Annotated in this window: 21 protein-coding genes and 2 pseudogenes; 15 read left to right on the top strand and 8 right to left on the bottom strand. The window is 64.1% G+C overall.

Annotated features, from left to right (window positions below):
* Positions 1–339: 339 nt before the first annotated feature.
* The 6 genes and pseudogenes from FS787_RS07685 to FS787_RS07655 form a co-directional block, all read left to right on the top strand.
* Positions 340–1,548 carry an MFS transporter gene (locus FS787_RS07685; protein WP_260982443.1) on the top strand — a complete coding sequence of 403 codons (1,209 nt, stop codon included), beginning with the start codon at positions 340–342 and terminating at the stop codon, positions 1,546–1,548.
* Between the two features lie 69 nt (positions 1,549–1,617).
* A complete protein-coding gene (locus tag FS787_RS07680; protein ID WP_222124045.1) occupies positions 1,618–2,082 on the top strand; it encodes a GNAT family N-acetyltransferase in 465 nt (154 codons plus the stop codon).
* Between the two features lie 127 nt (positions 2,083–2,209).
* The gene (locus tag FS787_RS07675; RefSeq protein ID WP_144671585.1) at positions 2,210–2,386 is read left to right on the top strand and encodes a CsbD family protein; all 177 of its coding nucleotides are present in this window, start codon (positions 2,210–2,212) and stop codon (positions 2,384–2,386) included.
* A gap of 61 nt (positions 2,387–2,447) precedes the next feature.
* Positions 2,448–3,320: pseudogene (locus FS787_RS07670) on the top strand (ABC transporter ATP-binding protein); the annotation flags it as partial.
* A 461-nt stretch (positions 3,321–3,781) separates the two neighbouring features.
* Positions 3,782–4,936 (top strand): helix-turn-helix domain-containing protein, encoded by a 1,155-nt coding sequence (locus FS787_RS07660; RefSeq protein ID WP_222124044.1) that lies wholly within the window; start codon positions 3,782–3,784, stop codon positions 4,934–4,936.
* Between the two features lie 198 nt (positions 4,937–5,134).
* Positions 5,135–5,719, top strand: a pseudogene (locus FS787_RS07655) (ATP-binding cassette domain-containing protein); the annotation flags it as partial.
* A gap of 346 nt (positions 5,720–6,065) precedes the next feature.
* On the opposite strand, the gene FS787_RS07650 reads toward FS787_RS07655, so the two are convergent.
* Complete coding sequence (locus tag FS787_RS07650) at positions 6,066–6,809, bottom strand: hypothetical protein (protein ID WP_144671584.1); 744 nt, start codon at positions 6,807–6,809, stop codon at positions 6,066–6,068.
* A gap of 760 nt (positions 6,810–7,569) precedes the next feature.
* Between FS787_RS07650 and FS787_RS07645 the strand changes: the two genes are divergently transcribed.
* Genes FS787_RS07645 through FS787_RS07635 form a run of 3 tightly spaced genes read left to right on the top strand, consistent with a single transcriptional unit; the run spans position 7,570 to position 11,264 of the window.
* Positions 7,570–8,589, top strand: a complete 1,020-nt coding sequence (locus tag FS787_RS07645) for a serine/threonine protein kinase (protein ID WP_144671583.1) — start codon at positions 7,570–7,572, stop codon at positions 8,587–8,589.
* Complete coding sequence (locus FS787_RS07640; RefSeq protein ID WP_144671582.1) at positions 8,586–9,191, top strand: hypothetical protein; 606 nt, start codon at positions 8,586–8,588, stop codon at positions 9,189–9,191. Before FS787_RS07645 ends, FS787_RS07640 begins: the two co-directional genes overlap by 4 nt.
* Before the next feature lie 15 nt (positions 9,192–9,206).
* Positions 9,207–11,264 (top strand): hypothetical protein, encoded by a 2,058-nt coding sequence (locus FS787_RS07635; RefSeq protein WP_144671581.1) that lies wholly within the window; start codon positions 9,207–9,209, stop codon positions 11,262–11,264.
* Positions 11,265–11,311: 47 nt separating this feature from the next.
* Here FS787_RS07635 and FS787_RS18120 read toward each other — a convergent pair whose 3' ends face one another.
* The 4 genes from FS787_RS18120 to FS787_RS07620 form a co-directional block, all read right to left on the bottom strand.
* Complete coding sequence (locus FS787_RS18120; protein ID WP_260982442.1) at positions 11,312–11,539, bottom strand: hypothetical protein; 228 nt, start codon at positions 11,537–11,539, stop codon at positions 11,312–11,314.
* A gap of 256 nt (positions 11,540–11,795) precedes the next feature.
* Positions 11,796–11,984 carry a hypothetical protein gene (locus tag FS787_RS18240; RefSeq protein ID WP_313959642.1) on the bottom strand — a complete coding sequence of 63 codons (189 nt, stop codon included), beginning with the start codon at positions 11,982–11,984 and terminating at the stop codon, positions 11,796–11,798.
* A gap of 215 nt (positions 11,985–12,199) precedes the next feature.
* Positions 12,200–12,412 (bottom strand): hypothetical protein, encoded by a 213-nt coding sequence (locus tag FS787_RS18235; protein WP_313959641.1) that lies wholly within the window; start codon positions 12,410–12,412, stop codon positions 12,200–12,202.
* A 1-nt stretch (position 12,413) separates the two neighbouring features.
* On the bottom strand, positions 12,414–13,085 hold the full coding sequence (locus FS787_RS07620; RefSeq protein ID WP_144671580.1) for an MSMEG_4193 family putative phosphomutase: 672 nt from the start codon (positions 13,083–13,085) through the stop codon (positions 12,414–12,416).
* A gap of 87 nt (positions 13,086–13,172) precedes the next feature.
* On the opposite strand from FS787_RS07620, the gene FS787_RS07615 reads away from it, so the two are divergent.
* Both FS787_RS07615 and FS787_RS07610 read left to right on the top strand, forming a co-directional pair.
* A complete protein-coding gene (locus FS787_RS07615; protein WP_144671579.1) occupies positions 13,173–14,561 on the top strand; it encodes a sigma 54-interacting transcriptional regulator in 1,389 nt (462 codons plus the stop codon).
* A gap of 26 nt (positions 14,562–14,587) precedes the next feature.
* Positions 14,588–16,591, top strand: coding sequence for a VWA domain-containing protein (locus FS787_RS07610; RefSeq protein WP_144671578.1), 2,004 nt, complete (start codon positions 14,588–14,590; stop codon positions 16,589–16,591).
* Between the two features lie 62 nt (positions 16,592–16,653).
* Here FS787_RS07610 and FS787_RS07605 read toward each other — a convergent pair whose 3' ends face one another.
* Positions 16,654–17,388 (bottom strand): DUF3592 domain-containing protein, encoded by a 735-nt coding sequence (locus tag FS787_RS07605; RefSeq protein WP_144671577.1) that lies wholly within the window; start codon positions 17,386–17,388, stop codon positions 16,654–16,656.
* Between the two features lie 259 nt (positions 17,389–17,647).
* On the opposite strand from FS787_RS07605, the gene FS787_RS07600 reads away from it, so the two are divergent.
* A complete protein-coding gene (locus tag FS787_RS07600; RefSeq protein WP_186329106.1) occupies positions 17,648–18,127 on the top strand; it encodes a GNAT family N-acetyltransferase in 480 nt (159 codons plus the stop codon).
* A gap of 330 nt (positions 18,128–18,457) precedes the next feature.
* Here FS787_RS07600 and FS787_RS07595 read toward each other — a convergent pair whose 3' ends face one another.
* Positions 18,458–19,126, bottom strand: coding sequence for a hypothetical protein (locus FS787_RS07595; RefSeq protein WP_144671575.1), 669 nt, complete (start codon positions 19,124–19,126; stop codon positions 18,458–18,460).
* Positions 19,123–20,214: a type I restriction endonuclease gene (locus tag FS787_RS07590; RefSeq protein ID WP_144671574.1), complete on the bottom strand. Its 1,092-nt coding sequence runs from the start codon at positions 20,212–20,214 to the stop codon at positions 19,123–19,125. The genes FS787_RS07595 and FS787_RS07590 overlap by 4 nt, the downstream gene beginning before the upstream one ends.
* A gap of 277 nt (positions 20,215–20,491) precedes the next feature.
* On the opposite strand from FS787_RS07590, the gene FS787_RS07585 reads away from it, so the two are divergent.
* The 3 genes from FS787_RS07585 to FS787_RS07575 all read left to right on the top strand — a co-directional run bounded on the left by FS787_RS07585 (position 20,492) and on the right by FS787_RS07575 (position 23,579).
* Positions 20,492–21,349, top strand: a complete 858-nt coding sequence (locus tag FS787_RS07585) for a phosphatidylinositol-specific phospholipase C/glycerophosphodiester phosphodiesterase family protein (RefSeq protein WP_144671573.1) — start codon at positions 20,492–20,494, stop codon at positions 21,347–21,349.
* Positions 21,350–21,394: 45 nt separating this feature from the next.
* Positions 21,395–22,447, top strand: a complete 1,053-nt coding sequence (locus FS787_RS07580; protein WP_144671572.1) for a metallophosphoesterase — start codon at positions 21,395–21,397, stop codon at positions 22,445–22,447.
* Between the two features lie 277 nt (positions 22,448–22,724).
* Entirely contained in the window at positions 22,725–23,579 is an 855-nt protein-coding gene (locus FS787_RS07575; protein ID WP_144671571.1) for a hypothetical protein, read from the top strand.
* The last annotated feature ends 36 nt before the right edge of the window (positions 23,580–23,615 follow it).

The raw sequence follows: 23,615 nt of genomic DNA, 5'->3' as shown, positions 1-23,615 counted from the left end.
CGATGAAAAACTGGTAGTGATACATGTTGATACCGGTATCAACAATGTCCACATCGTGTCACGACCGTGAGTAGGCGTCAAGAGCGGTTTTCCAGGCAGACGGCTGCACCGCAAACTTCGGTGCAGGCCGAAGGTCCCTCCACTTTGCCGAATGTGGTGCGTCGACCATCTGTGGCAGAGGATCCGCTGGGCAGCCCGCTCGGCTGTCCAGGGACACATCCGCCCCAACGGCTTGAGGCGGACGCAAGGGTAGGCAACCGGCTCGGCATAAGGTGAGGTGTCGGCAAATTGAAATGCCTAGTCAACTTTTATCTGACAAATCGAAGGATGGAAGAACGCATGATGCCCGCTGCCACCCGGAACGCGCCGGACCGCACTGCCAGATTCGGCTTCGCTTTCATCGGCGTTCTGCTCATCGCAATTAACCTTCGGGTGTCCTTCGTCAGCGTGGGGCCGGTGCTCGGGAACATCAGCAGCGACCTTGAGTTATCAAGTGCCGCAGCAGGGTTCCTCACGGGCCTTCCGCTCATTGCTTTCGCAGTTTTCTCCCCGCTGGCACCCGGCTTTGCGTCCCGTCTGGGTCTCGACCGGGCGCTGTGGATGTCCCTGCTGATCCTGGCCACGGGCATCGTGCTTCGCTCCCTGCCCTTGCCCGGCGTCATCTGGGCGGGCACCGCACTGATCGGCTTGGCTATCGCGTTTCTCAATGTGCTGGTGCCCTCCCTCGTAAAGCGGGACTTTCCGATGCGGGTCAGCCAGGTCACCGGAGGCTACACCGCCACACAGGCCGCCTTCGCCGCGGTCGGGGCAGCCGTCGTCGTTCCCGTGGCACAAACGTCCCCGGCGGGATGGCGGCTTGCCCTCGGAATCTGGGTGGGCCTGGCCCTCATCGCAATGGCGGTGCTCCTGCCGTGGCTGCGCCGGCACAGATCAGGGACCGCGCACGCCACCAGGCCGGAGGTTTCCTTCCGGTCGCCCTGGACCTCAGCCCTGGGCTGGCAGGCGACGATCTTTATGGGATTGCAATCGATCGCCTTCTACGTCCTGATGGCATGGCTGCCCACCATCGAACAAAGCCAGGGGGTTCCCGCCACTACTGCGGGCGTCCATCTGTCCGTATTCCTGCTCATCAGCGTGTTCGCCAGCCTTGCCACAGGGGGAATCCTGCACCGCGGTTCGGACCAGCGCCTTGTATCCTTCACGAGCGGCGGGCTCACGTTCGTGACGTTTCTCGGGCTGGCACTGGCGCCGGACCTCATACTGCTGTGGGTCGTTCTTGGGGCGATCGGGTGCGGGAGCCTCATTGTCATCGCTCTGTCGCTGTTCAGCCTCCGGACCGTGAATTACCCGCAGGCCGCGTCATTGTCCGGCATGGCGCAATCTGTCGGCTACGGTCTCGCCGCGGTGGGGCCGGTAATGTTCGGTGGTCTTCGCGACGTGAGCGGGGGCTGGACGCTTCCGCTGCTCGTCACCGCGGGCATAATGGCGGTTCTCGCCGTGCTGGGGTTGCTGGTTGGACGCGACCGCGTGATCAGCGCTTCAACCTGATCCGCTCCTTAGCCGCGCGTTCAGGAGGTCAGCATGGACACCGCTTCGCCCAGTGCTCAAAATGAGGTCATGACCTCCGGCGGTTCTGCGCGGCGGGCGACGGCGGCCGATGCCGTCGTCGTTGCCCGGCTGCTTCATGATTTCAACACCGGGTTCTCGACGCCGACTCCGGACGCTCGCGAGCTTGAATCGCGGTTGACGCAGCTCCTGGCGGGGGACGACGGCGTGGCCCTGCTGATCGGCGAGCCGGCGAGCGGTGTTGCGGTGCTGAGTTTCCGGCCCAACGTCTGGTACCGAGGGCCGGTCGCGATCCTCGACGAGCTCTACGTCCGTCCAGAGCTCCGCGGTCACCGCCTCGGCAGCGCACTCCTGGACGCGGCCCTCGATTTGGTGCGCGACCGGGGCGGCGCACTCCTTGAGATCAACGTGGACGGCGAGGACACCGATGCGCGCCGCTTCTATGAAGCCCACGGGTTCACCAACACCGAACCCAACCAGACAGACCCAATGCTCTACTACTATCGAGAGCTCTGAAACGGGCACTCGGGGCAGGGCCGTAACGACGCTGCTGGGTTGAGGATGGCCGTCCCGCTGGGCGGCGAATAGCATGAATTTGTGATCCCTCGGCAGCCCGCCGGGCAGTTCTCCAAGGAGGAAAACCATGGGTCTGGGTGACAAGATCCGGAATGCGGCGACAAAGCTGACCGGCAGGGCCAAAGAAGCCACAGGCAAGGCAACGGGGGACGACCGCCTCAAGAACGAAGGCAGGGGCGACCAGGTCAAGGCGGACCTGAAGCAGGCTGCCGAAAAGGTGAAAGACGCTTTCAAGAAGCACTGACGACCGGTAGTGCCGGGAGCTAGTCACGCCGGCCGGGGTCCTTACTGGCCGCCGAGTGCGGTTGGCCCAGCTGGGCTCGATGGCGAATCTGCTGCAGTCCGGGGTGGCGTCGGCCGAGCGGGTGTTCGAGCTGCTGGATGAGGAGGAGCAGTCGGAGGATCCTGTGCCTCCGGTGGCGCCCAACGGCGGGCGGGGCCGGCTGGTGTTCGAGAATGTGTCGTTCTCCTATTCGCCGGACAAGCCGATGATCTCGGACCTGAGCCTGGTGGTCGAGCCCGGGCAGACCGTGGCGATCGTCGGCCCGACCGGGGCGGGGAAGACCACGCTGGCGAATCTGACGATGCGCTTCTACGAGCTCGACGCCGGGCGGATCACGCTCGACGGCGTGGACGTCACCGCGATGACCCGCGACGGGCTGCGCTCGCGGATGGGCATGGTACTGCAGGACACCTGGCTGTTCGGCGGGACCATCCGGGACAACATCGCCTACGGCAGGCCCGATGCGTCGGAGGAGGAGATCCTGGAGGCGGCGAAGGCGACCTACGTTGACCGGTTCGTGCGGTCCCTGCCGGAGGGCTACGACACCGTGCTGGAGGACGAGGGCGGCAACGTCTCGGCGGGGGAGAAGCAGCTGCTGACCATCGCCCGGGCGTTCCTGGCCCGGCCCTCGGTGCTGATCCTGGACGAGGCGACTTCTTCGGTGGACACCCGCACCGAAGTGCTGGTGCAGAAGGCGATGAGCGCCTTGCGCTCCGACCGGACGTCGTTTGTCATCGCGCACCGGCTCTCCACCATCCGCGACGCCGACCTCATCCTGGTGATGGAGAACGGGCAGATCGTGGAGCAGGGGACGCACGCCCAGCTGCTGGCTGCGGGTGGGGCGTATGCCGCGCTGTATGCGGCGCAGTTCGCGGCGCCGGTGGCGGAGGTCTAAGCAGGTCGGGCGCCTGTGGCCGCAACACTTAATCTATGGATCCGTCGTCGTCGGAGTTTTCGGGTTGAACCACTAATTAGATCGCCGAGGACGTCTAGTGTCGCCATAGTGTTTACATAAAACACTATATATCCCTATCCTGAGTACATGTTAGGCACCCTCGACAACGAAAGGTCCCATGCCATGTCTCGCCTCGATCTCGCCAGCCTTGCCCGCACCGCCACTCAGAACATCCAGACCGCCGACGAAGTCAGTCGTGACCCAGCGGTTATCACGGCCGCCAAGCAGTTCGCGGAAGATGGTACCCGGGCCGTCCGCTCCGGAGGGGCTCTCATCCGTGAAACTCGGTCCTCTTGGCATCGCCACAGCGTGGACGGCAGAGAGCCGAACCGATGAGCGATTTCAGCACAGAGGCAATGGGTCTCGTGATCCGCGAGCATCGCCAAGCTCAGACACCTCCGATGACTCAGGAAGAGCTTGCCGTGCGGGCCGAATACGGCAAGGGAGGGGCGGTCTCAATCTCTCGGATCGAGCGTGGCCTCATGAGTCCCGGGCAGCACCGCCTAGACGCCATCGCTTTGGCGCTCCGCCTGACGCCTGAACAGCTCCAGCAGGAGGCTAAGGACCGAACTGACTCCCTCGTTAGTCAGCGTGGCCAGCGACCGGTGAAACTGCGTGACCAAGTCGCCGAGACGAAAAGACGGCATGCCAAGATCAACGACAACGTGGCCCAGCGATCCAGGATCACCCAAGAGTTAGGGGAGGCATTCAATAAGGTCCACGATGACGCCCGCGACCAGTTCTTCATGAAGTTTGTTGAGCTCGCCGAGAGCGTTAGCGGCGCGCCCGCACCCGTAAAGCCGAATGAGCAAGAGATGGATAGCAATAGCGAAACACCTGCTGCGATCCATGTCGGGGCCATGTCGGCGGGGATCGCCAACGCGATCCGCGGCGCCGCCGCTGGTGGCGCAGTTGGGGCGGCCGCTGGCGGCGCCGCAGCCTACGGCGCCTTCACCGCCGTCGCGATGTTCGGAACTGCCTCCACCGGAACGGCTATCTCAACACTGTCCGGAGTGGCAGCGACCAATGCCACCCTCGCCTTCCTCGGCGGAGGCACCCTGGCCGCTGGCGGAGCCGGCATGGCGGGAGGCGCTCTCCTGCTCACAGGCATGGTCGCCGCCCCCGTGGCTGCACTGGCGGCCGCCGGATTCTACGTTCTAAAGCAGCGTCGCACCAAGAAGGAGGAGGAGCAGTTGCGAACCGAGGTCGAGGCTGCTGAAAAGGCTCTGGACCAATCGCAGCAGGGCTTCAACGTAATGATCGACGTGCTGGGTCGGGCCACGGAAGTCATGGAATACGTCAGCGTCCACGGCACGCATGCCCTCGAAAAGTGGAGGGAAAGCCTGCCCCCGGAGCCTCGGGCTTGGGAAGCACTCGGGCACGACGGTCAGGAGCGGTACAAGGAGTTCCTAACCCTCGCGGGATGTCTTCTTGCTGTGAGCAGCATCAACATCACCGCTCTCCTGACGGCAGAGCCCGACGCCTTGCGTGAGATGGAGAAGGCGATCAATGAGACGCTGGGATACGCCGGCCAGACCATCCGGTCACTGGTCTGAGTGCCAGGCGCGGTCAGCGTCGCCAGGTCGGGTTGTCCGAACTGGCTCTGTCCGTACCGATGACGTCGAAAGCGGGGCCCGCAGAGCGGCAACCCGATGTGACAAAACCCGGCAACGGCGGGAGCGACCGCCATCGTTCAATTCAGTTCCGAGTCGCCAGCAGCAACCTCTGGGTTGGAAGGCCGTGCCCTTCAAGGGCTGGACGCCGGGCGGATCACGCTGGACGGCGTGGACGTCGCCGCGATGTCCCGCACCGGGCTGTGCGCGCGGATGGGAATAGTGCTGCAGGATACCTGGCTTTTCGGCTGGACGATCCGGGACACCGTCGCCTACGGCCGGCCCGGCGCTTCGGAGGCGGACATCCTGGAGGCGGCGCGGGCGACGTACGTGGACCGGTTCGTGAAGTCGCTGCCGCAGGGCTACGACACACGCTCGACAATGAGGGCTCCCACGTCTCAGCGGGGGAGAATCAGCTGCTGACCATCGCACGGGCGTTCCTCGCCCCGGCCGTCGGTGCTGATCCTGGACGAGGCCACCAGTTCGGTGGACACTCGCACCGAGGTGCTGGTGGCGAAGGCGATGAGCGCGCTAAGGTCGGACCGGACTTCGTTCGTCATTTGCCCACCGGCTCTCCACCATCCGCGACGCCGACCTCATCCTTGTGATGGAGGCCGCCCCGATCGTGGAGCAGGGAACGCATGCGGGGCGTATGCGGCGCTGTACGCCGCACAGTTCGCGGCATCGGTTGCCGAGGCCTCATTCGTAGGCGCTGTCCACCCCTAAGGCCAAGCACGATGATTGGGCCTGAAGGCTGGGCGCCGGCTCATCGCGGCCACTAATTCAAGGATCTGGTTGGTCACGTCACGGCCGCGCCGGAGGAGGCGGGACGCGAAGCCGATGAAGAGGACGTCACAACAACGATACTGTCCCGCTTCGAAGTTCGATCGGACGGGGAACTAACGCCGACTTGATGACCGTTGTCTGCTGGGCAAATGTCGACGTCGCATAATTGCTGGGACGGGAGCAAAACAAGGGCCCTCAAACAAGCCACCTTCGAAAAGCGCTCCGTTGAAAAGAATCGCCGAGGAGGACTACCTGTCGCCACTGGATGAGTGGGCAGGGGGATGAACTAGTTGTCCGTATTCTCACGGCTTACATTGATGCCAGCGGAAGCGTTCCGATTGCTCCGCGACACCTTCCAGAGAACATCTGAGTAGGTCCGGACATACCAAGCTGCGAGACCATGGTCAGTGAGCTGAAAATCGAGCTTTATTTCGCTCGGCGCGAGGCCAGTTTGCTCCTCCCAAGCCTCCAAGAAGTCTCGAGGCATGGCTTTGCGCACCGTTAGGCCGCGCGCTTTACGCACGAACCAGCGTTCACCGTCCCGCGCTGAATTCGATTCGACGAACCATCCGTGGTTCCCTGTCATCGGTTGAGGAGTGATCTTGCGGCGCCAGCGAAGATCGTCGAGGGTCAGCTTTGCTCCGCGCTCCCGGAGCGCCCTGACCGCCTCTTCGGCGTACGACGGAAGCTCCAGGGATTCTTCCTGACTTGTGTCCGCGTCGGAATCCTCTGGGAGCGACGGCGTAGATGAGCCGTAGTCCTGTGTCGCCGTCTGCTCTTCAATCTTAACGAGGATTCGACGCAGATTGTCGGTGTCCGCGTTCTGCTGATAGGCGATCGTGAAAGTGAGGACGATCGCCGCGATGGCGGCGCCTGCCCCCAATATAACCGGGAGAGATCCCATTCCAGGGATCAGAGCTAGCACGCCACTCGCGCCGCCCAAAAAGACACCGGCGACTAGAAGAGAAATCGGCTGCCAATTCGAAGACTTCGTGGTTGACTGCTCGGGGGTTGCGGTGGTTTGAGACACCATCTGAGGATATACCAACTCTGCGGTTGAATTTGCTTAGGTGATTGCTCCATCGCAGCGATCGAATTGACTGGACGTTGCCCTGCTCGTTTAGCGCCGAAGAGGCGGAATGTATCGGCCTTACATAATCTCGATTACATGCATCCAGCAAGCCCTTGGGATCCAGGTTCGACGGAACCGTGATCGACAAGTGATGATCGGCCGCTATTATGGATGCTCCGACGCATGAGGCAGACCCGTGAGCCGCTTCCTGGCTCTCCGCTCGCTCAAGTTGATACCGCTTGCTCGTACGAGCAAGGCTCGGACTGGTGTCGAAGTTTTCTCTCTCCGCCGCACTCGAGCACCTGGAATTCTGGGAGATCAGGTTGCACCGCCGAAATTTCACCCGTAGCTGGAAATACGGCACTCATTTATACCGGCTCAGACGTTGTCGAGGGCCGCGATTGAGTCGTCAGTCCATGCTGTTTGGGTGCTTGACGCACAGGCAGCGCGGGAATGTACTTGGCGCCACTTGTGCCTTGTGGTGCACGACTCTGAGGAACAACGAAATGGAGACGGGCGGAAACCTGATTTCAATGTCCGCCGCGCTTCTACGACACAGCCCTGATCTTCGACCCGACATGCAGCCTGGTCTGTGAGTTCGGGGCGATGAGAGGGCCGGCGTAAGCACCACCGCGGAATATGCGGTCGCATGGGTTATAGATATGCTGATGCTTTCGAACGGGGCTTGGGGGGCTGATTGTCAGATCAAATTGCTGTGGTGGGCTCCGGCGACATCGACTTCCGGTTCCTTGAAACGCGATTCGCTGGCCCCGCGGGTGCTCGCGACGCGTTCGAACGACTTATTGCAGACATTGTCGGGATCGTTCATCCCGATGTCCAGGAGGTCCAAGCGAACCCGGGCGATTGGGGCATCGACGCCTACGTCGGCGATCTCGGAAAAGAAGGTGAAGTCCATATCTGGCAGTCGAAGTACTTTATCGATGGGTTCGCTAAGACACAGCAGGGCGATGTTCGAGACTCTTACAATTCGGCGCAGAAGGCTGCCCAGGAGAACGGCTACAAGATCGCGTCCTGGACGCTCTGCATCCCCTGCGAACTGGATGGTCCGATGCTCACCTGGTGGGAAGGGTGGAAAAAGCGAACGTCTAAGGCTGACACCCTCACGGTGAGCCTCCAGACCGCGGGGCGGCTGCGGCGACGACTCCAGGCATCGGCCGCGGCAGACGTTCGGAACCACTACTTCTCGCCTCTGTTTCCGCTGCCGCCGACAACCGCTGACCCCGAAGAGCCACGGGGGCTTGAGGAACTTGTCGACAACACCAAGTACGACGGCGCTCTCTTCGTGCGTCAGATGGACGAAGCCGGATTGCCAGAGACTTTCGCTGCCCGAGAGGCGTTTTTCAACGCCGAGATCTTGGAGCGCGAGGTCACCGACAAGGGTATCCAGCTCGAAGTCTCGGCGCTCTCGACATGGCGTGTACGGGTTTCATCGACCTGGTCGACAGCCTTCAACACGGCATGTCAGATGTCGAGGGGCCGGCGCTTCCCGAAACTGTATGGCGAGGTACTCGGAGGGATCGAGACAAATCACGCGCAGGAGGCCGCGAGCCTCCGAGCGCACGTCCTCCACGGCGTTGGCCTGCTCCATCAAGCCGTGGACAATGGCCGCGCTGGATGGGTTCGGGACTGGCGTGATGTCGCCAAAGTCCACCTTGCACGGGTCCCGAACAGCGCTTCCAGCCCAAACAAGGAGGAAGGAATGGAGGAGGAACCGTGAGCGCCGAGGTTGACCCTAACGACAACGCAGCTTCGACGCTGCGCGCGGAGTCCGTACCCGCTTTTCGGATGGCCCAGATCATTCTCGTCCTGGTGGGCGCACAAGCCCAGGAGAGCAAGCTGGATCTCGAGCGGCTTTCGGTGATTGAGTTCCTATCGGCGAACCCATACCTCGTGTTGGACACGGATTCTCCCGCCTCTAATGAGCTACGGCTGCAAGGATTCGGCCGCCACTCCATCACCTACGCCTCGCCGAGCCAGCGCTTCGTTTCTCGGCGGGAACGAGTGACTTCGGACATCGCCCAACTGGTCGCTTTCGGGCTTGTGCGACTCACCGTACACGAGGGGCAGAGAGTCTTCACCGTTACCGAACTGGGGCAGCAATCAGCGGACAGTCTAAGCTCCGTGTACGCCGACGCATACCGGCTCAGTGTCGCGACCGTCGCTCCTCTCGTGATGAAGCTGTCTTCCCCGAAGATGCGAGAGCACCTCGAAACATGGCTTCGGGTGGACCCGGTGCTCTTTGACCTCATCGACAGTCCGACAATCGACGAGTTCGAGGCTGAAGCCTCCGGGCTCGCATCGCGCAACATGCTCTTCTAGGAAACGACGACGCCCATGACGAATCTTCCCGCCTTCAACATACGAGCGCTCCGCTTGGTCGGCCCAAAGCACTCGTACCGCGTCGACTTCACGGACCCACACGACGAGGAGCTGGTCCGGCCGTTGTCGATTATTGCCGGCGAGATCAGCACTGGTAAGACCACCGTGCTGGAGTTCGTCGACTGGTGCCTCGGCGCGAAAGAGCATCCTGAACATGATGAGGTGATGGCGAACGTACGATCTGCTCAGCTTGCCATCGACGTCACGGGACCGGGCGACGCTAACCCCGCACAGTACGTCGTCGAGAGAGCGCTTGGCACGAAGACAACGAGTGCCTACCTTTACACCGGTGACCTCGACACGATGTCTGGCACACCAGTTCGGTCCTTTACTTCCGACCCCTCCGACGCCGACTCTCTGTCCCACTATCTCCTGCAGCTGTGTGGTCTCAGCGGACTCCGCCTGGACCAGTCGCCGTCTCAGGCAGACTCGAAAACCAGCGCACTGAGTTTCAGAGACCTCCAGCCGCTCTGGTTTCTCACCAATCGAAGGCTCGACAACGGCGACCTCGCGTACGAAAGACAACCGCACCGTTCCATCAAGCTCAACCAGGTCGTGAATATCCTGTTCGGCGTCTCGGACAACGAGCAGTCGACGCTGTCCCGCGCCGTGGAAGAACTCGGCGCGGAGCAACGGGAGCTCGCGCGAGCTGTCCAGACGCTTCGGACGTTCATGACAGATGCGGGGTTCACCACCATCGAGGAGATCGACCGCGAGTCGGACCGGCTCAAAATCCGGGTAGCTGAGCTCAACGCACAGAAGCGGGCCATCGACGGCAACATCTCCGCCCGCGGAGACTTCACCGCCGAGCTACGTGCGAACTACGCCCGGAGCGAGAAGCAAGCACAGCGCATCCAGACTGAGTTGCGAGACCGGGACACCCTTGCACGGCGGCTTGAACCCCTCCGCGCTCAGTATGCCGACGAGATCCGACGACTAGATCTCGTCGCTGAATCGCTGAACCTCTTCGACTCGCTCACCGTGGTGACATGCCCGGCATGCCAGAGCAAGCTCCAATCACCGCCCACGGTCGTCGGGAACCAGTGCTCACTCTGCCACTCCCACCTGACCGCAGACGTCACCAATGGCCAGAGCGTTCCCGACCTCAGCACGGAACGACGCAGTCTTGTGCGCCGCCTGAACCAGCTCCTCGAGTTCGCCCAGGAAGTGCGCGCAGAGGGCGACAAGCTTCGGAGGAACCTGGGCGCCGCGAACGCAGCGGTACGAGAGGCGCAATCAGCGCTCGACCGGATCTCCGGCGAAATTATCTCGCCCTTCTTGATGCAACGCGACGAAATCCAACAGTCACTCGGTGACAATCGCGTTGAGCTCACGACGATGCTCCGAGCACGGCAGATGCTGCTGCAGCTGCAGCAAAAGGAAGTGGAACTCCTGCAGACGTCAGCCGCCCTCAAGGAAGCGAGAGCGCGCAAGGCGCGATACCTGAAGAATGCGACGCCTCGAGACACGACCCTCGCCCGCATCGGCGAACGCCTGTTCAACATCCTTGAAGACTTCGGCTATCCGAAAGTCAATCTCGTGCACGTTGACAGGAACCTCGTGCCGTTCGTTCGCGGGCGCCGCTATGACAAGGTCGGTTCTTCTGGGGCCATGACGCTCATCGCAATCGCCTGGGAACTCGCGCTCTTCGAGTTGGCGTTCGAGCAGGGTGCAGGCCATCCCGGATTCGTCATCGTCGACAGCCCCCAGAAGAACCTCGTCCCCGGAGCTGTCACTGCCCCGACTACGCCGGATCCCGGCGCGGACGATGGTGGTGCCGAAATCGGCCTGCTCATCACCGCTCGCAGCCGCAACATTGTGGAGAACATCTACCGCCACGTCGTGAGCTGGCTCGCCAAGCACCCCGGCGCGCAGATTATTTTCGTCGATAACCAACCACCGTCTGTGGCTGATCAGCACATCGTCGTCCGCTACTCGCAGAGCCCCGATGACCCGCCCTACGGTCTCATCGAGAACGAAGACGGTCACGCTTCGGAAGCCGAGAATCGCTGACAGGTGTTGTGCCTAGTCTGGATCCCGAGGTATCCATACACCGTGCCTTAAGGCGACTTGGTCATGCCCCAGTAATTTGCAGGCATTGATCTCGCGCGGAAGCTCGAGCCGTTTGACGAGAAAATCAATCGGACGCGGTTGCGGCCCAAGTGCAGCGCGGCCGGGTATTCACCTTCGGTGCGGAACGCCGTCCACGCGCCGGCGGGAACCTCGATCGTGGCGAGATCGTCGGGCACCGGGGGCGTGCCGGAGACGCCGTCGACGTCGGCGCTCACCTGCAGCAGTCCGGCAGGTTCGGTGGTGTTGCTCAGCCCTTTAAGGCGCGTGCTTTGCCCCGGCAGGGAGGCGATGTGGGCTTAGATGTGCGGGTTGATGCCTAGAGTTGCACTCTTACTCGGAAGATAACCATCGGCACCCCAGCGCTTCCGGTCCTCGCCCCGACATGCGGTCCACTATTGGCGTGGGCGACACATGGAATCGGTGTCCCGTCGCCGCCACACCAGCAGCCACGGATAGCGCATGCCGGTGCGGTCAACCGGCAGCACCCGGGTGTGCAGCAAGCGCTGGACACGCCGCTGCAGGGCGGAGCTCCTCGTCGAGCAGGGCAGTGGGGATGGGGTCGCCGGCGAAGTCCCAGATCACGGTGCGCAGCTTGAAGGCTGCCAAGAAGCGCAGCCCGTGGTCGATGCCCCAGATCCGCCCGTCGTCGCCGCGCAGCACGTGGCCGCTCTTGCGGTCCGTGTTGTTGGCGACGTAATCGAACAGGGCGATCCGCCCCAGCTCGCGGTGGGGCTCGGGGGCATCCTCGAACAGGGTGAAGTAATGCTCTTAGAAGTCGCAGTCGATGAACCACTGCAGCGACCCGACGCCCAGGGGAGCGTCCTCGCGGATCACGGTCGGCGGACGAAACTCCAGCCCAGCGATTCGCTCAGGAGCTAGGCGGCGCGTTCGCGCTTAGAGAGCCCGGGCTCAAAGTCGGGCAGCGGACGTTCGCCGGCTTCCGGCTTGTAGACCGCGTACCCCTCATCCTCGCCGCAAAAGACCTGGACGAGGAATGTCTGGTTGCTGCTGCGCGGGATGCGGCCGAGCAGTTCGATGCTGCCCTCGGTGAGCAGCGTCAGCTCCCGGCCGGACACCGGCTGCCCCAATTCACTGTGCCCTCAGCCCACTGAGCGGTTGTGAAGTCGAATTCACCATGTGCACGGCGGGGTCCTGGCCCTCCACGAACGAGATGGCGGACACCGAGCCCGGGCTGATGACGATGCGCTGGAACAGATCCAGCGGCATGCCCAGGGCGTGCGCAACGGCGGCCTTGATCGGATCCGCGTGGGAGAAGCACACAACCACACCCCCGGCATGGGCCGCACATAGAGCCTCGATAGCTCCGACGGTCCGCGCCTGCATCTCGGTGAAGCTCTCGCCGTTCGGGAACCGGAAGGTGGAAGGGCTGTGCTGCACCGTCTGCCATTCGGGCAGGGCTGCCAGCTCGGCGATCGCGGCGCCGGTCCACTCGCCGAAATCGCACTCGAGCAACCCGTCGTCCAGCTTCACATCCAGTCCGATGCGGGCCGCCGTCGGCTCCGCCGTCTCGCAGGCGCGCTCCAGCGGCGAGGAATAGAGGGCATCGACTGGGAGGCCAGTGAGCCGTTCAGAAACCCGTTCCGCCTGGGCGCGGCCCCTGTCGGAAAGATGAAGTCCCGGCGCCCTGCCCGGCAGCAGCATGCCCGTCGTCGGCGTCTCCCCGTGGCGCACCAGAAGCAGGAGCGTGGCCTGCTGTGGGGGCTCCGCTGAAAGTCCGGGCATTGCTGCAGTCATCAGCATCCAGCCTACGTCCGCACAAACGCCCAATACGCAGGAATCTCAGGAAATCCCTCGATTCGCCGCACAGCAGAGGTCTACGGTGGAGGGGTGAGTGATCGCCCCGATATCTTCACTGTTGGTGAACTGCGTGCCTCCGGCCACGTTCACAAGGACCTGCGCCGCGAAATCCGCGACAACCTGCTCGCCGCGCTCGCTGCCGGCCGTGACCCCTGGCCCGGGATGTACGGCTTCAGCCGCACCGTCCTGCCCCAGTTGGAGCGGGCCCTGCTCGCCGGGCACGACGTCGTCCTGCTCGGCGAACGCGGTCAGGGCAAGACCCGGCTCCTGCGCACCCTGGTCGGGCTGCTGGACGAGTGGTCGCCGGTGATCGAGGACTCGGAACTGAACGAACACCCGTACGAACCCATCACCGAGCACTCCCGGGCCCGTGCCCTCACCGAGGGGGACCGGCTGCGGGTGGCGTGGCGGCACCGCTCGGAACGGTACGTCGAGAAGCTCGCGACGCCGGACACCTCCGTCGCCGACCTGATCGGCGACGTCGACCCGATGCGGGTGGCTGAGGGCCGCCGCCTGGGCGATCCGGAAACCATCCACTACGGCCTGGTGCCGCGCTCCAACCGCGGCATCATCGCCATCAACGAACTGCCTGACCTCGCCGAGCGGATCCAGGTCTCCATGCTCAACGTGATGGAGGAACGCGACATCCAGATCCGCGGCTACGTGCTCCGGCTGCCGCTGGACGTCCTGGTGGTCGCGTCCGCCAACCCGGAGGACTACACGAACCGCGGCCGGATCATCACGCCGCTGCGGGACCGCTTCGGCGCCGAGATCCGCACGCACTACCCGATCGAGCTCGACGACGAGGTGGCCGTCATCCGGCAGGAGGGGCACCTGGTGGCCGGCGTCCCGCCCGTCATCCTCGAGATCCTGGCCCGCTACACCCGGGCGCTGCGGCAGTCGCCCGCGATCAACCAGACCTCCGGGGTGTCCGCGCGGTTCGCCATCGCCGGCGCCGAAACCGTCGCCGCGGCCGCCCTGCGCCGGGCCAGCGTGCGCGGGGAGGACGAGGCCGTCGCCCGGATCATCGACCTGGAAGCCGCCGTGGAAGTCCTCGCCGGGAAGATCGAGTTCGAATCCGGGGAGGAGGGCCGGGAACAGGACATCCTGGACCACCTCCTGCGCGTGGCCACCGCGGAAGCCGTGCGGGCGCACTTCCACGGCATCGACATGGGTGAACTCGTGGCCGCGCTTGACGGCCACACCACGGTGACCACCGGGGAGCTGGTCACGGCGCGGGAGTTCCTGGAAAACCTCCCGTCCCTCAACGGATCCCGCCTCTACGACGACATCGGTGAGCGGCTCGGCGCGGAAAACGACGGGCAGCGCGCCGCCGCCGTCGAACTGGCGCTGGAAGGCCTCTACCTCGCCCGCCGGATCGCCAAGGAGTCCGACGACGAGGCAACCGTCTACGGGTAAGGCAGTTCCACGGCCAAGGAGGCCCCATGACCGCACACCACCGGTCCCGGTACAGCCGCTACCGGGGAGGGCCGGATCCGCTCGCCCCGCCGGTGGACCTGGCGGAGGCGCTGGACGCCGTCGCGGAGGACGTGATGGCCGGCTACTCGCCCCGGTACGCCCTGCAGGAGTACCTGCGGCGCGGCGGCCGCAACCGCGAAGGGCTGGACGACCTCGCCGGCCGCGTCCAGCAGCTGCGCAGTGAACTGCTTGGCCGGCACCGGCTGGACGGCACCCTCAACGAGGTCCAGAAACTGCTGGACACCGCGGTGCTGGAGGAGCGCAAACAGCTGGCCCGCGACGCCATGATGGACAACACCGACCGTGCCTTCCGGGAGATGCAGCTGCAGAACCTGCCCAAGTCCACGGCGGCCGCGGTCAAGGAACTTGCCTCCTACGACTGGCAGTCCAGCACCGCCCGGGAGGCCTACGAGCGGATCAAGGACCTGCTGGGCCGCGAGGTCCTGGACCAGCGGTTCGCCGGGATGAAGGAGGCCCTCGAAGGTGCCACGGAGGAGGACCGCGCGGCCGTGGCCGAAATGCTGCAGGACCTCAACGAGCTGCTCGACAAACACCGCCGCGGTGAGGACACCGACGCGGACTTCCAGGAGTTCAAGGCCAAGCACGGGCAGTTCTTCCCGGAGAACCCGCAATCGGTCGAGGAGCTGGTGGACGCGCTCGCCCAGCGCGCGGCCGCCGCCCAGCGGCTCCTGCAGTCCATGTCCGCCGAGCAGCGCGAGGAGCTGCTGCGGCTCTCCGCGCAGGCGTTCGGCTCGCCGGAGCTGATGGCACAGCTGGGCCAACTCGATGCCAACCTGCAGGCGCTGCGCCCCGGCGAGGACTGGTCCGGCTCCGAACGCTTCGAGGGCGAGGAAGGGCTGGGACTCGGCGACGGCACCGGCGTGCTGCAGGACCTCGCCGAATTGGACGAGCTCGCCGAACAGCTCTCCCAGTCCTACAACGGGTCCCGCCTGGACGACCTGGACCTGGACGCCCTCGCCCGCCAGCTGGGACAGGACGCCGCCGTGTCGGCGCGCACTTTGGCGGGGATCGAGCGGGCCATGCACGACGGCGGCTTCCTCCAGCGCGGGGCCGACGGCGACCTCCGGCTCTCCCCGCAGGCCATGCGGCGGCTCGGCCGGGCGCTGCTGCGGGACACCGCCAGGCAGCTCTCCGGCCGGCAGGGCCGGCGGGATACGCGCGTAGCCGGGGCCGCCGGGGAGCAGACCGGCTCCAGCCGCCCGTGGGAGTTCGGCGACGCCGAACCGTGGGACGTCACCCGCACCATCACCAACGCGATCCGCCGCACCATCGGCGACGGCGGCGACCCGCGCCGCGGACTGCGTCTCGCCGTGGACGACATCGAGGTGACGGAAACGGAGGCGCGCACGCAGGCCGCCGTCGCTCTGCTGGTGGACGTGTCCTTCTCGATGGCCGCCGAGGGACGCTGGGTGCCGATGAAACGCACCGCGCTGGCCCTGCACCACCTGGTCACCACCCGGTTCCGCGGCGACCGGCTGCAGCTGATCACCTTCGGCCGCTACGCGCAGTCCATGGACATCGGCGAGCTCACCGCCCTGCCGGCCTTCCGGGAGCAGGGCACCAACCTCCACCACGGCCTGCTCCTGGCCGGCCGGTTCTTCCGCCAGCACCCGTCGATGCAGCCGGTCCTCCTGGTGGTGACCGACGGCGAACCCACCGCGCACCTGCTGGCCGACGGCGAGTCCTGGTTCTCGTATCCGCCGGACCCGGAGACCATCCGCGTCACCGTGGCCGAACTGGACCGGCTGGGGCGGGCCGGCGTGCAGGCGACGTTTTTCCGGCTGGGCAGCGATCCCGGCCTGGAGCGCTTCATCCAGAAACTGGCCCGCCGGATCGACGGCCGCGTCGTGGCGCCCGAGACCGGGGACCTGGGCGCCGCCGTCGTCGGGGAGTATCTCCGCGCGCACTTCCGCGGACGTGCGTTCGGCGACGACGACTGGGCGCAGTAGATGAAGCCCATGGACTGCCTCGCGAGTCCGTGGAGCGGGGTGCGTGCGCCGACGAGCGAGCCTCAGAGTCTGCGGGCCGCGCGGACATTCCTGACACCCACGACCATCACCACGGCCGGTACGATCAGGACCCCGCCGGTAATGGCAAGGATGAGGAACGCAGTGCGTGGGGTCGAACCGGCATCCTCGTCCCTGTATTCGTGGAAGAGGATGAACCGTTCCGGGTTGCCGGGGTCCGCGTACACCTTCACCATCTCTCCCCGGCGCCAGGCCGGCGCGGGGTATTCACTTTTCTTGCCGCTGTAGTCGTAGATCTGAGCCCGAATTGTCCGTCCCGCAACCGTGTACTTGATGCCTGCCGTGGTCTCGGTGATGTAATCCCGGCCTGAACTATTTCGGGTTCTGTGAGTTGAATGCTCCACGGTGACGGTCCCCACCGTCGCGGGCACGAGGACGCCCTCGCTCTTCAGCTGGGTGTAGTTCCGTTGTTCCGACATTTCCTCGAGGAGCTGAAACGCACCGACGCCAAGGACGATGGCGGCCACCGCCGCGCTGATCCACACCAGGAGTCCCGCCCGGCGCGCGATACGTTCGCCGTCCCAACCCGGCGCAAAGTAGCCGTTGCCCTTCCCATCGTTGAAATACCACTTGGTGGTCCTGCTGATTTCAAAGGCGAATCGGCTCGTGGACCGGTTGGGCGAAGGCGTCCATCCTTCCGGCGGCGCAGGCGGGCCGTCGTCAGCGACGCTGTCACGGAGCGGACGCGAAACATCGTCGAGCGGGGTGCGTTTGGTCATGAGAGCCTGTCCAATTGAGGCGGGTTGCCAGCGAGCCTGTGTCTGCCTATCAACCTAGTGCAGTTGCCCGCACCCGCCCCGCCCGACATGGATGGCCAGGACCTCGCCGAACTGAGCTCCACCACACCGGAGTGCCGCTCCTGCTGCCCAATGCGTACTGGGAGATGCAATCGCGTGTGGTGTCACTTAGCCAGCGTCCTCCGGATCCTGATAGGACGTAAAGGTGGACGCCGCTTCGTCTGCTGCTCATGATGAAGCCATGACTTCCGACGATTCTGCAGGCGGCCAGAGGCCGCGGCGGGCGACGCTGGACGACGCCGCCGTCGTTGCCCAGTTGCTTCATGATTTCAACACTGAATTCTCGACGCCGACGCCCGGCACCCAAGAGCTTGAATCCCGATTGACGCAACTCCTGGCGGGGGACGACGTGGTGGTCCTGCTGACCGGCGAGCCAGCGAGCGGGGTTGCGGTGCTTAGTTTCAGGCCCAACGTCTGGTACCGAGGGCCGGTCGCAATCCTCGATGAGCTCTACGTCCGTCCAGAGCTCCGCGGTCACCGCCTCGGCAGCGCACTCCTGGACGCGGCCCTCGATTTGGTGCGCCGCCGGGGCGGCGCACTCCTTGAGATCAACGTGGACGGTGAGGACACCGATGCGCGCCGTTTCTATGAAGCCCACGGGTTCACCAACACCGAACCCAACCAGACAGACCCAATGCTTTACTACTATCGCGAGCTCTGAAACGGGCACGTTGTTCACGGCGAGGGAACCGTCTTCTGTGAGTCAAAGCGAAGGAACCAACCTGCACACGGCCGCGTCGCCGCCGTGTGGGGGAGTACTTCCGCGGCCGCCCCTACGACGACGACGACTGGGCCAAATAGGTTCACTGGTCGGGACCAGTTGACCTTCTGATCCGCGTTCAAATCGATCCGTTGCGCATCGAGTAAAGCCGTCAGACAAGCACCGTGCCGCGCCTAGTATGCGGGCTGGAGCTTGCTAACGTTTCCTCGCCGCCGACGGCGCTGATCCGCGCCGTCGGCGGCTCGCAATCGCACGCAGACTCCCTCTGTCTCAGAGTGTTTTCGGCATACCTTTCAGCCTTGTAGTGCTGGCGTAGCTCCAAATGGCGTGATCGAGACCCTTTTCTTCTACGCAAAGCTTCTCTGCAGCCTCCTTGACGAGGGAGCCGGCAAATTCTGAAGTCACTCGTCGCCCCACCGCGCGCCCCACGAACTCAGTGATCCAGGTGTCTGCCTTCACCCCATCATGGCTGAGGAGCATGGTGAAGTACTCCCATGTGACCGGGCCGAGGCCAGATACGCCGGTGTACTGGGTCCTGTGATCAGCGTTATCCGGGTCTAAGTGTGCTGGCTCAGTGACCCCAATGGCCGCGAAACGCTTAGCAACTTCCACGATGGCAAAAGCTTTGGTCTTTCCCGCATGCACTTTCTGGCGATTCAGGATCCCTTCGAGTGCAACCGGGTCCTGGCCTGCCAGATGGCGCAGTCTCTCTGGAGCGCTGATGTGCTCAGCGTGCTTCTCATATCGCAGAACGGCACCCCGGGCTCCTGTCCACGACCCGTCGTTGCGTGGTCTGCCGTATCGGAAACGGATCGACATAACCGCATCTACCAATGCTGAATCCATGCGCTCATAGCCGCCTGGCCATCTCTTCCAAGGTGTCGGCATAGCCGCGACTGCGCTGAGGAGCAGATCGAGGTCGGCAACTGGTTCACTCACAGGTAGTTCTTCACACTCGCGCGGAGGGCTTCCGTGTGCTCGTAGATCTCTTCCAGAGAGCTAATGGGCACACGGGTCTCTTCCTTGCTGTCGTCGAAGATGCCGATGTACTTCTGGGTGCGGTTGAAGTGCAGCCGTGCGATCGGCTTCCGGTTGTTGTCGTCCAGCAGCACCGCGAAATAGGACTTGGCGTCCCTCTGCACCACACGAGCGGGCTTGACCTCGCTGCAGACGATGGCCCGCACGATCTGGTACCCCTCGATTTCCTCCAGCGTCGTCTCCAAACCGTCAGCCTCGGCCAGGTCCGCTTCAGCCACAGGTGCGCTGGTGACGCTGGCAGCCGCCGTTGCGTCGTCATTCTGCGGGAAAGCCGGGGCGCCCAGGGCCTTCTTTAGCCGCTCGTTCACCTGGTCGTTCAGAAACTGCTTGGACGCCTTGGCCACCAACGCGGTGAACTGCTCGCGCACCTTCTGCGTGTAAGGGCCCGGATACACCCGACCGGTTAGGAACTTGACCCACTCATCCTCCGGCTCCTTGAACTGCGCGGCGAGGGTCCTCTTGAGTTCACCAATGTATTTCAGTTCGCCGGCCGCGTTGATGATCGAGTCGAGATCAAAGACGTCCTTGGACAGTTTTTGCAGCTCCGGAATGAGGGTTTCATCGATGTCGTTCAAATCGAGTACGAGGAAGGGCTTGGCATCCATGCGGTTCGGCGCATCGAGGTCCGTGAAAAATTGGTACACCTCACCGTTGGTAAGAATGGCGATCCTGGCGTTGGTCACCGCGAAGTACCGGAAAAGCTGAGAGGCGTGCTCGATCTTCACGGGTTCCGTGGACTTCTTGCACTCGATCAGAATCTGAACCTCGCCATCCTTGACGATCGCGTAGTCGATCTTCTCGCCCTTCTTGAGACCCACATCCGCGATGAACTCCGGAACGACTTCCATGGGGTTGAAGACGTCGTAGCCGAGAATTGTGGAAATGAAAGGCATGACAAAGGCATTCTTCGTAGCCTCTTCCGTTTGAATCACATCCCGCTGCTGGCGCACCTTTGCTGCCAATGCTGAAAGTTTTTCTGAAAACTCCATTAGTCCCCCTATGAATTGATGGTGCTGACAACCGTAGCGCAGCCCTGTGACAATTCGATGAAGGTACCCGGAGTCGGGCCGTGACTGGAACAAATGGACGCGCAGGGGGATTACCCGGCGGGCGGGAACAGTTCCAATGGTCCTTCCCAGTTCACCCGCCAGCCACCAGCACGCCCTCCGGCGTTTTCCCACGACCAGCAGTCTTTTCACGCCCCCTTTTTGCCCGGCACGTCCCCGTGTGCCGGGCGGAGAATCCCCTGCATTCAAGGAGTACTCCGTGTTCGTGAAAACCACCCTTACCGCCGTCGCCGTCCTCGCCTCCCTGGCCGGGACGGCAGCAGCCCCTGCCCCGGCAGAGGCGACCAAGCCCGCTCCCGCCGTCGTCGGCCAGCCGCTCGCCCAGGCGCACGCGCACAACGACTACGAGCATGACCGCCCCCTGTTCGATGCGCTGGAGCATGGCTTCACCAGCGTGGAAGCGGACGTGTGGCTGGTGGATGGCGAGCTGCTGGTGGCCCACGACCGTGAGGATGTCCAGCCCGGCGTCACCCTAGAGAGCCTCTACCTCGATCCGCTGCAGAACCTGGTCCGCGGCCAGGGCCATAGCGTCTACCCGAAGTGGGACGGCAGCCTGCAGCTTCTGATCGACATCAAGAGCGACGGCGAATCCACCTACGCAGCCATCGAGCAGGAACTGGCCGAGCACCGTGACATCATGAGCCGCTTCAGCCACGGGACCACCAAGACCGGCCCGGTCACCGCGGTCATCAGCGGAAACCGCCCGCTGGCCACCATGCAGGCACAGGAGAAGCGCTTCAGCTTCTACGATGGCCGTTCCGCAGACCTCACCTCCGGAAAGCCGGCCGGCCTGATGCCGCTGGTCAGCGACAACTGGACCAAGCTCTTCACCTGGCAGGGCGTGGGCCCCATGCCGGAGGCCGAGCGCGCCAAACTGCGCGCCTACGTGGCCGAGGCGCACGCCAATGGCTACCGCGTCCGCTTCTGGGCCACCCCGGACATGCCCGGCACCGCACGCGAGGCCGTCTGGAACGAACTCTTCGACGCCGGTGTGGACCACATCAACACAGACCACCTCGCCGCGCTGCAGCAGTTCCTGACGGCCCGCGCGGCCTGAACCGCCCACCTCACGCCCCAAGCCCGCAAAAAGAGGAACACCGTCATGCCTTCAAAGACCATCAAAACGACGACGGCGGCAGCCGTCCTGGCGCTCGGACTCCTTGCGTCCCAGCCCGCCACCGCCGCCGGCAACACCGCCGACCACACTGCCGACAGCCGGGCGTTCACGTTCGGCGTGATCGGCGACATCCCCTACGGGGAGGCCGAAATCGCGAAGTTCCCCGCCCGCATCCAGGACATCAACGCCGACAGCGCGCTGAAGTTCGTCACCCACGTGGGCGACATCAAGAACGGCTCCTCGGTCTGCTCGGACGAGTACTTCGAGAACATCCGCACGCAGTTCGACACCTTTGAGCACCCGCTGGTCTTCACGCCGGGCGACAACGAATGGGTGGACTGCCACCGCACCAACAACGGCGCCTACAACCCGCTGGAACGGCTCGACAAGCTGCGGGATGTCTTCTTTGACGAGCCGGGCAAGACCCTGGGTGCCACCATGCCGGTCAAGACCCAGGCGGACCTCGGGCTGCCGGAAAACGTCCGCTTCACCCAGAATCGGGTGGCGTTCTCCGTGCTGAACATCCAGGGCAGCAACAACTCGCTGCAGCCGTGGACCGGCCTGGGCGAAACCACAGCCACGCCCGAGCAGGTGGCCGAAGTTGAGCACCGGACGGACGCCGTCCTGGCCCAGATCCGCGACACCTTCGCCGACGCAGAACGCCGCAACGACCGCGCCGTTGTCCTGATGACTCAGGCCGACATGTTCGACCCGTCCCTGCTCGCCGCCGCGACCGCCAACCCTGACACCATGTCCGGCTTCCGCGAAATCGTGCAGGCCATCATCGACGAAACCAACAGCTTCGACGCCCCGGTGTACCTCATCAACGGCGACAGCCATGTCTTCGCCGAGAACCAGCCGCTCGCCGAGGGCTCACCCTGGCTGGACATCTACGGCCAGCCCGCCGCCGATGACCTGGAGCGCGTCACCGTGGACGGATCCGCCAACGCCACCAACTACGTCAGGTTCACCGTCACCGGCAACCGTGCCGACGGCGCCGACGTTCTCGCCTGGGAAAAGGTCCCCTTCAGCCAATAGGCACCCGACGGAAGCGGACGACGGCGGGAGGTCCCGCCGTCGTCCACGTCCCTCTATAACTAAGCGCCAAAGGTCATTGACCGGAAGTCTCTGCGCTGACTTCCGGTCGGCCGGGCCAGCGGCCTGTGGCCTCATGGAAATCAATGGCCCGCATTAGCGGCGTCATGTCGTAGGCCTTGATGTTCAGGGTTAGCCCGACGCCATCATTGCCGGCAGCACTTCGGTCAACGGGAGGCACGAGGCGTGTGGCAGCTCGGTGCGTCCGTAGGATTGGCCCATGACTGAGGGTGTTGCTGAAGCGCGTAAGAAGGATCAACGGGGTGTGTTGCTCCTCCGGGCCGGGATGATTGCCCTGATGTTGGGGATGTTCGTGTGGGTCGCCGGCGACGGGCTCCTTGAGGCGTCACTGTTCCTGGCGGTGGCGGCTGCCTACGCAGTTCTCGTGTATCGCGTCGTCTCGCAATCGGTCCGTGCGTTTACGGTGATGTTCGGGACGTTCTTCCTGAACTATGTAACGTTGATCTCGATCACCGTTGACGATGATCTGGGCATTCCGGCGGCGGGGCCGTGGTTCGTCGGGTTTGTCGTAGGCGGAATTGCCGGCGCATATGTGTGGTTCGGCCCGGGTGCCGGGACGGAATTCAAGCAGGCGCGTAAGCGCAGCCCTGAAGCCGACGGCAGTTTTACGGGCGGGTGGCGCCTTGCGGTGGTCAATGCTGTCTGTGTGCTTGTGCTGCTCGGAATGGGCGTAGCCCAGCTCGTTCTGCTCTCCCCGTCGGTGCTTGCCGTTGCCGTCCTCGCCGTTGCCGTCATCGCCGGCTGGGCCCTATTCCGTTTTCCGCCGCCCCTGCCAGTCAGGGACGGGCTCCTGCTGGCGATACCGGTTCCCTGGTTTGCGTTGATGTTCATAGGCGGCGCCACCGACCAGATGGGTCTTCCATCGGCGTGGGCGTACGGCGTCCTCGCCGGCATCCTGATCGGCGGACGGTACTGGAGCGGCCCCCGGTTCGGTGCTCCCCGGCCACCGTTCAGCGGTCAAGGCACGCGACGACGACTGCGGAATCGCCGGCCGCGTACGCGTCAGACGGAGCGCCGGGAGGACCAGGTCAAGACACCGGTCAGCCGGTCATGACCCTCCTGAGTGAACAACGGAAGCGGACGACGGCGG

The sequence above is a fragment of the Arthrobacter sp. U41 genome (genome assembly GCF_007679325.1).
In the GTDB taxonomy this organism is placed as follows: Bacteria; Actinomycetota; Actinomycetes; order Actinomycetales; family Micrococcaceae; genus Arthrobacter.
This window is presented reverse-complemented; position numbering and strand designations above follow the sequence as displayed.

Coding starts and splice junctions, on each gene's coding strand:
- FS787_RS07635 (WP_144671581.1), top strand. CDS start 9,207: ATGACGAATCTTCCCGCCTTCAACATACGAGCGCTCCGCTTGGTCGGC.
- FS787_RS07575 (WP_144671571.1), top strand. CDS start 22,725: ATGACTGAGGGTGTTGCTGAAGCGCGTAAGAAGGATCAACGGGGTGTG.
- FS787_RS07600 (WP_186329106.1), top strand. CDS start 17,648: ATGACTTCCGACGATTCTGCAGGCGGCCAGAGGCCGCGGCGGGCGACG.
- FS787_RS07675 (WP_144671585.1), top strand. CDS start 2,210: ATGGGTCTGGGTGACAAGATCCGGAATGCGGCGACAAAGCTGACCGGC.
- FS787_RS07605 (WP_144671577.1), bottom strand. CDS start 17,388: ATGACCAAACGCACCCCGCTCGACGATGTTTCGCGTCCGCTCCGTGAC.
- FS787_RS07590 (WP_144671574.1), bottom strand. CDS start 20,214: ATGGAGTTTTCAGAAAAACTTTCAGCATTGGCAGCAAAGGTGCGCCAG.
- FS787_RS07610 (WP_144671578.1), top strand. CDS start 14,588: ATGACCGCACACCACCGGTCCCGGTACAGCCGCTACCGGGGAGGGCCG.
- FS787_RS07580 (WP_144671572.1), top strand. CDS start 21,395: ATGCCTTCAAAGACCATCAAAACGACGACGGCGGCAGCCGTCCTGGCG.
- FS787_RS07680 (WP_222124045.1), top strand. CDS start 1,618: ATGACCTCCGGCGGTTCTGCGCGGCGGGCGACGGCGGCCGATGCCGTC.
- FS787_RS07660 (WP_222124044.1), top strand. CDS start 3,782: ATGACTCAGGAAGAGCTTGCCGTGCGGGCCGAATACGGCAAGGGAGGG.
- FS787_RS07620 (WP_144671580.1), bottom strand. CDS start 13,085: ATGCTGATGACTGCAGCAATGCCCGGACTTTCAGCGGAGCCCCCACAG.
- FS787_RS07685 (WP_260982443.1), top strand. CDS start 340: ATGATGCCCGCTGCCACCCGGAACGCGCCGGACCGCACTGCCAGATTC.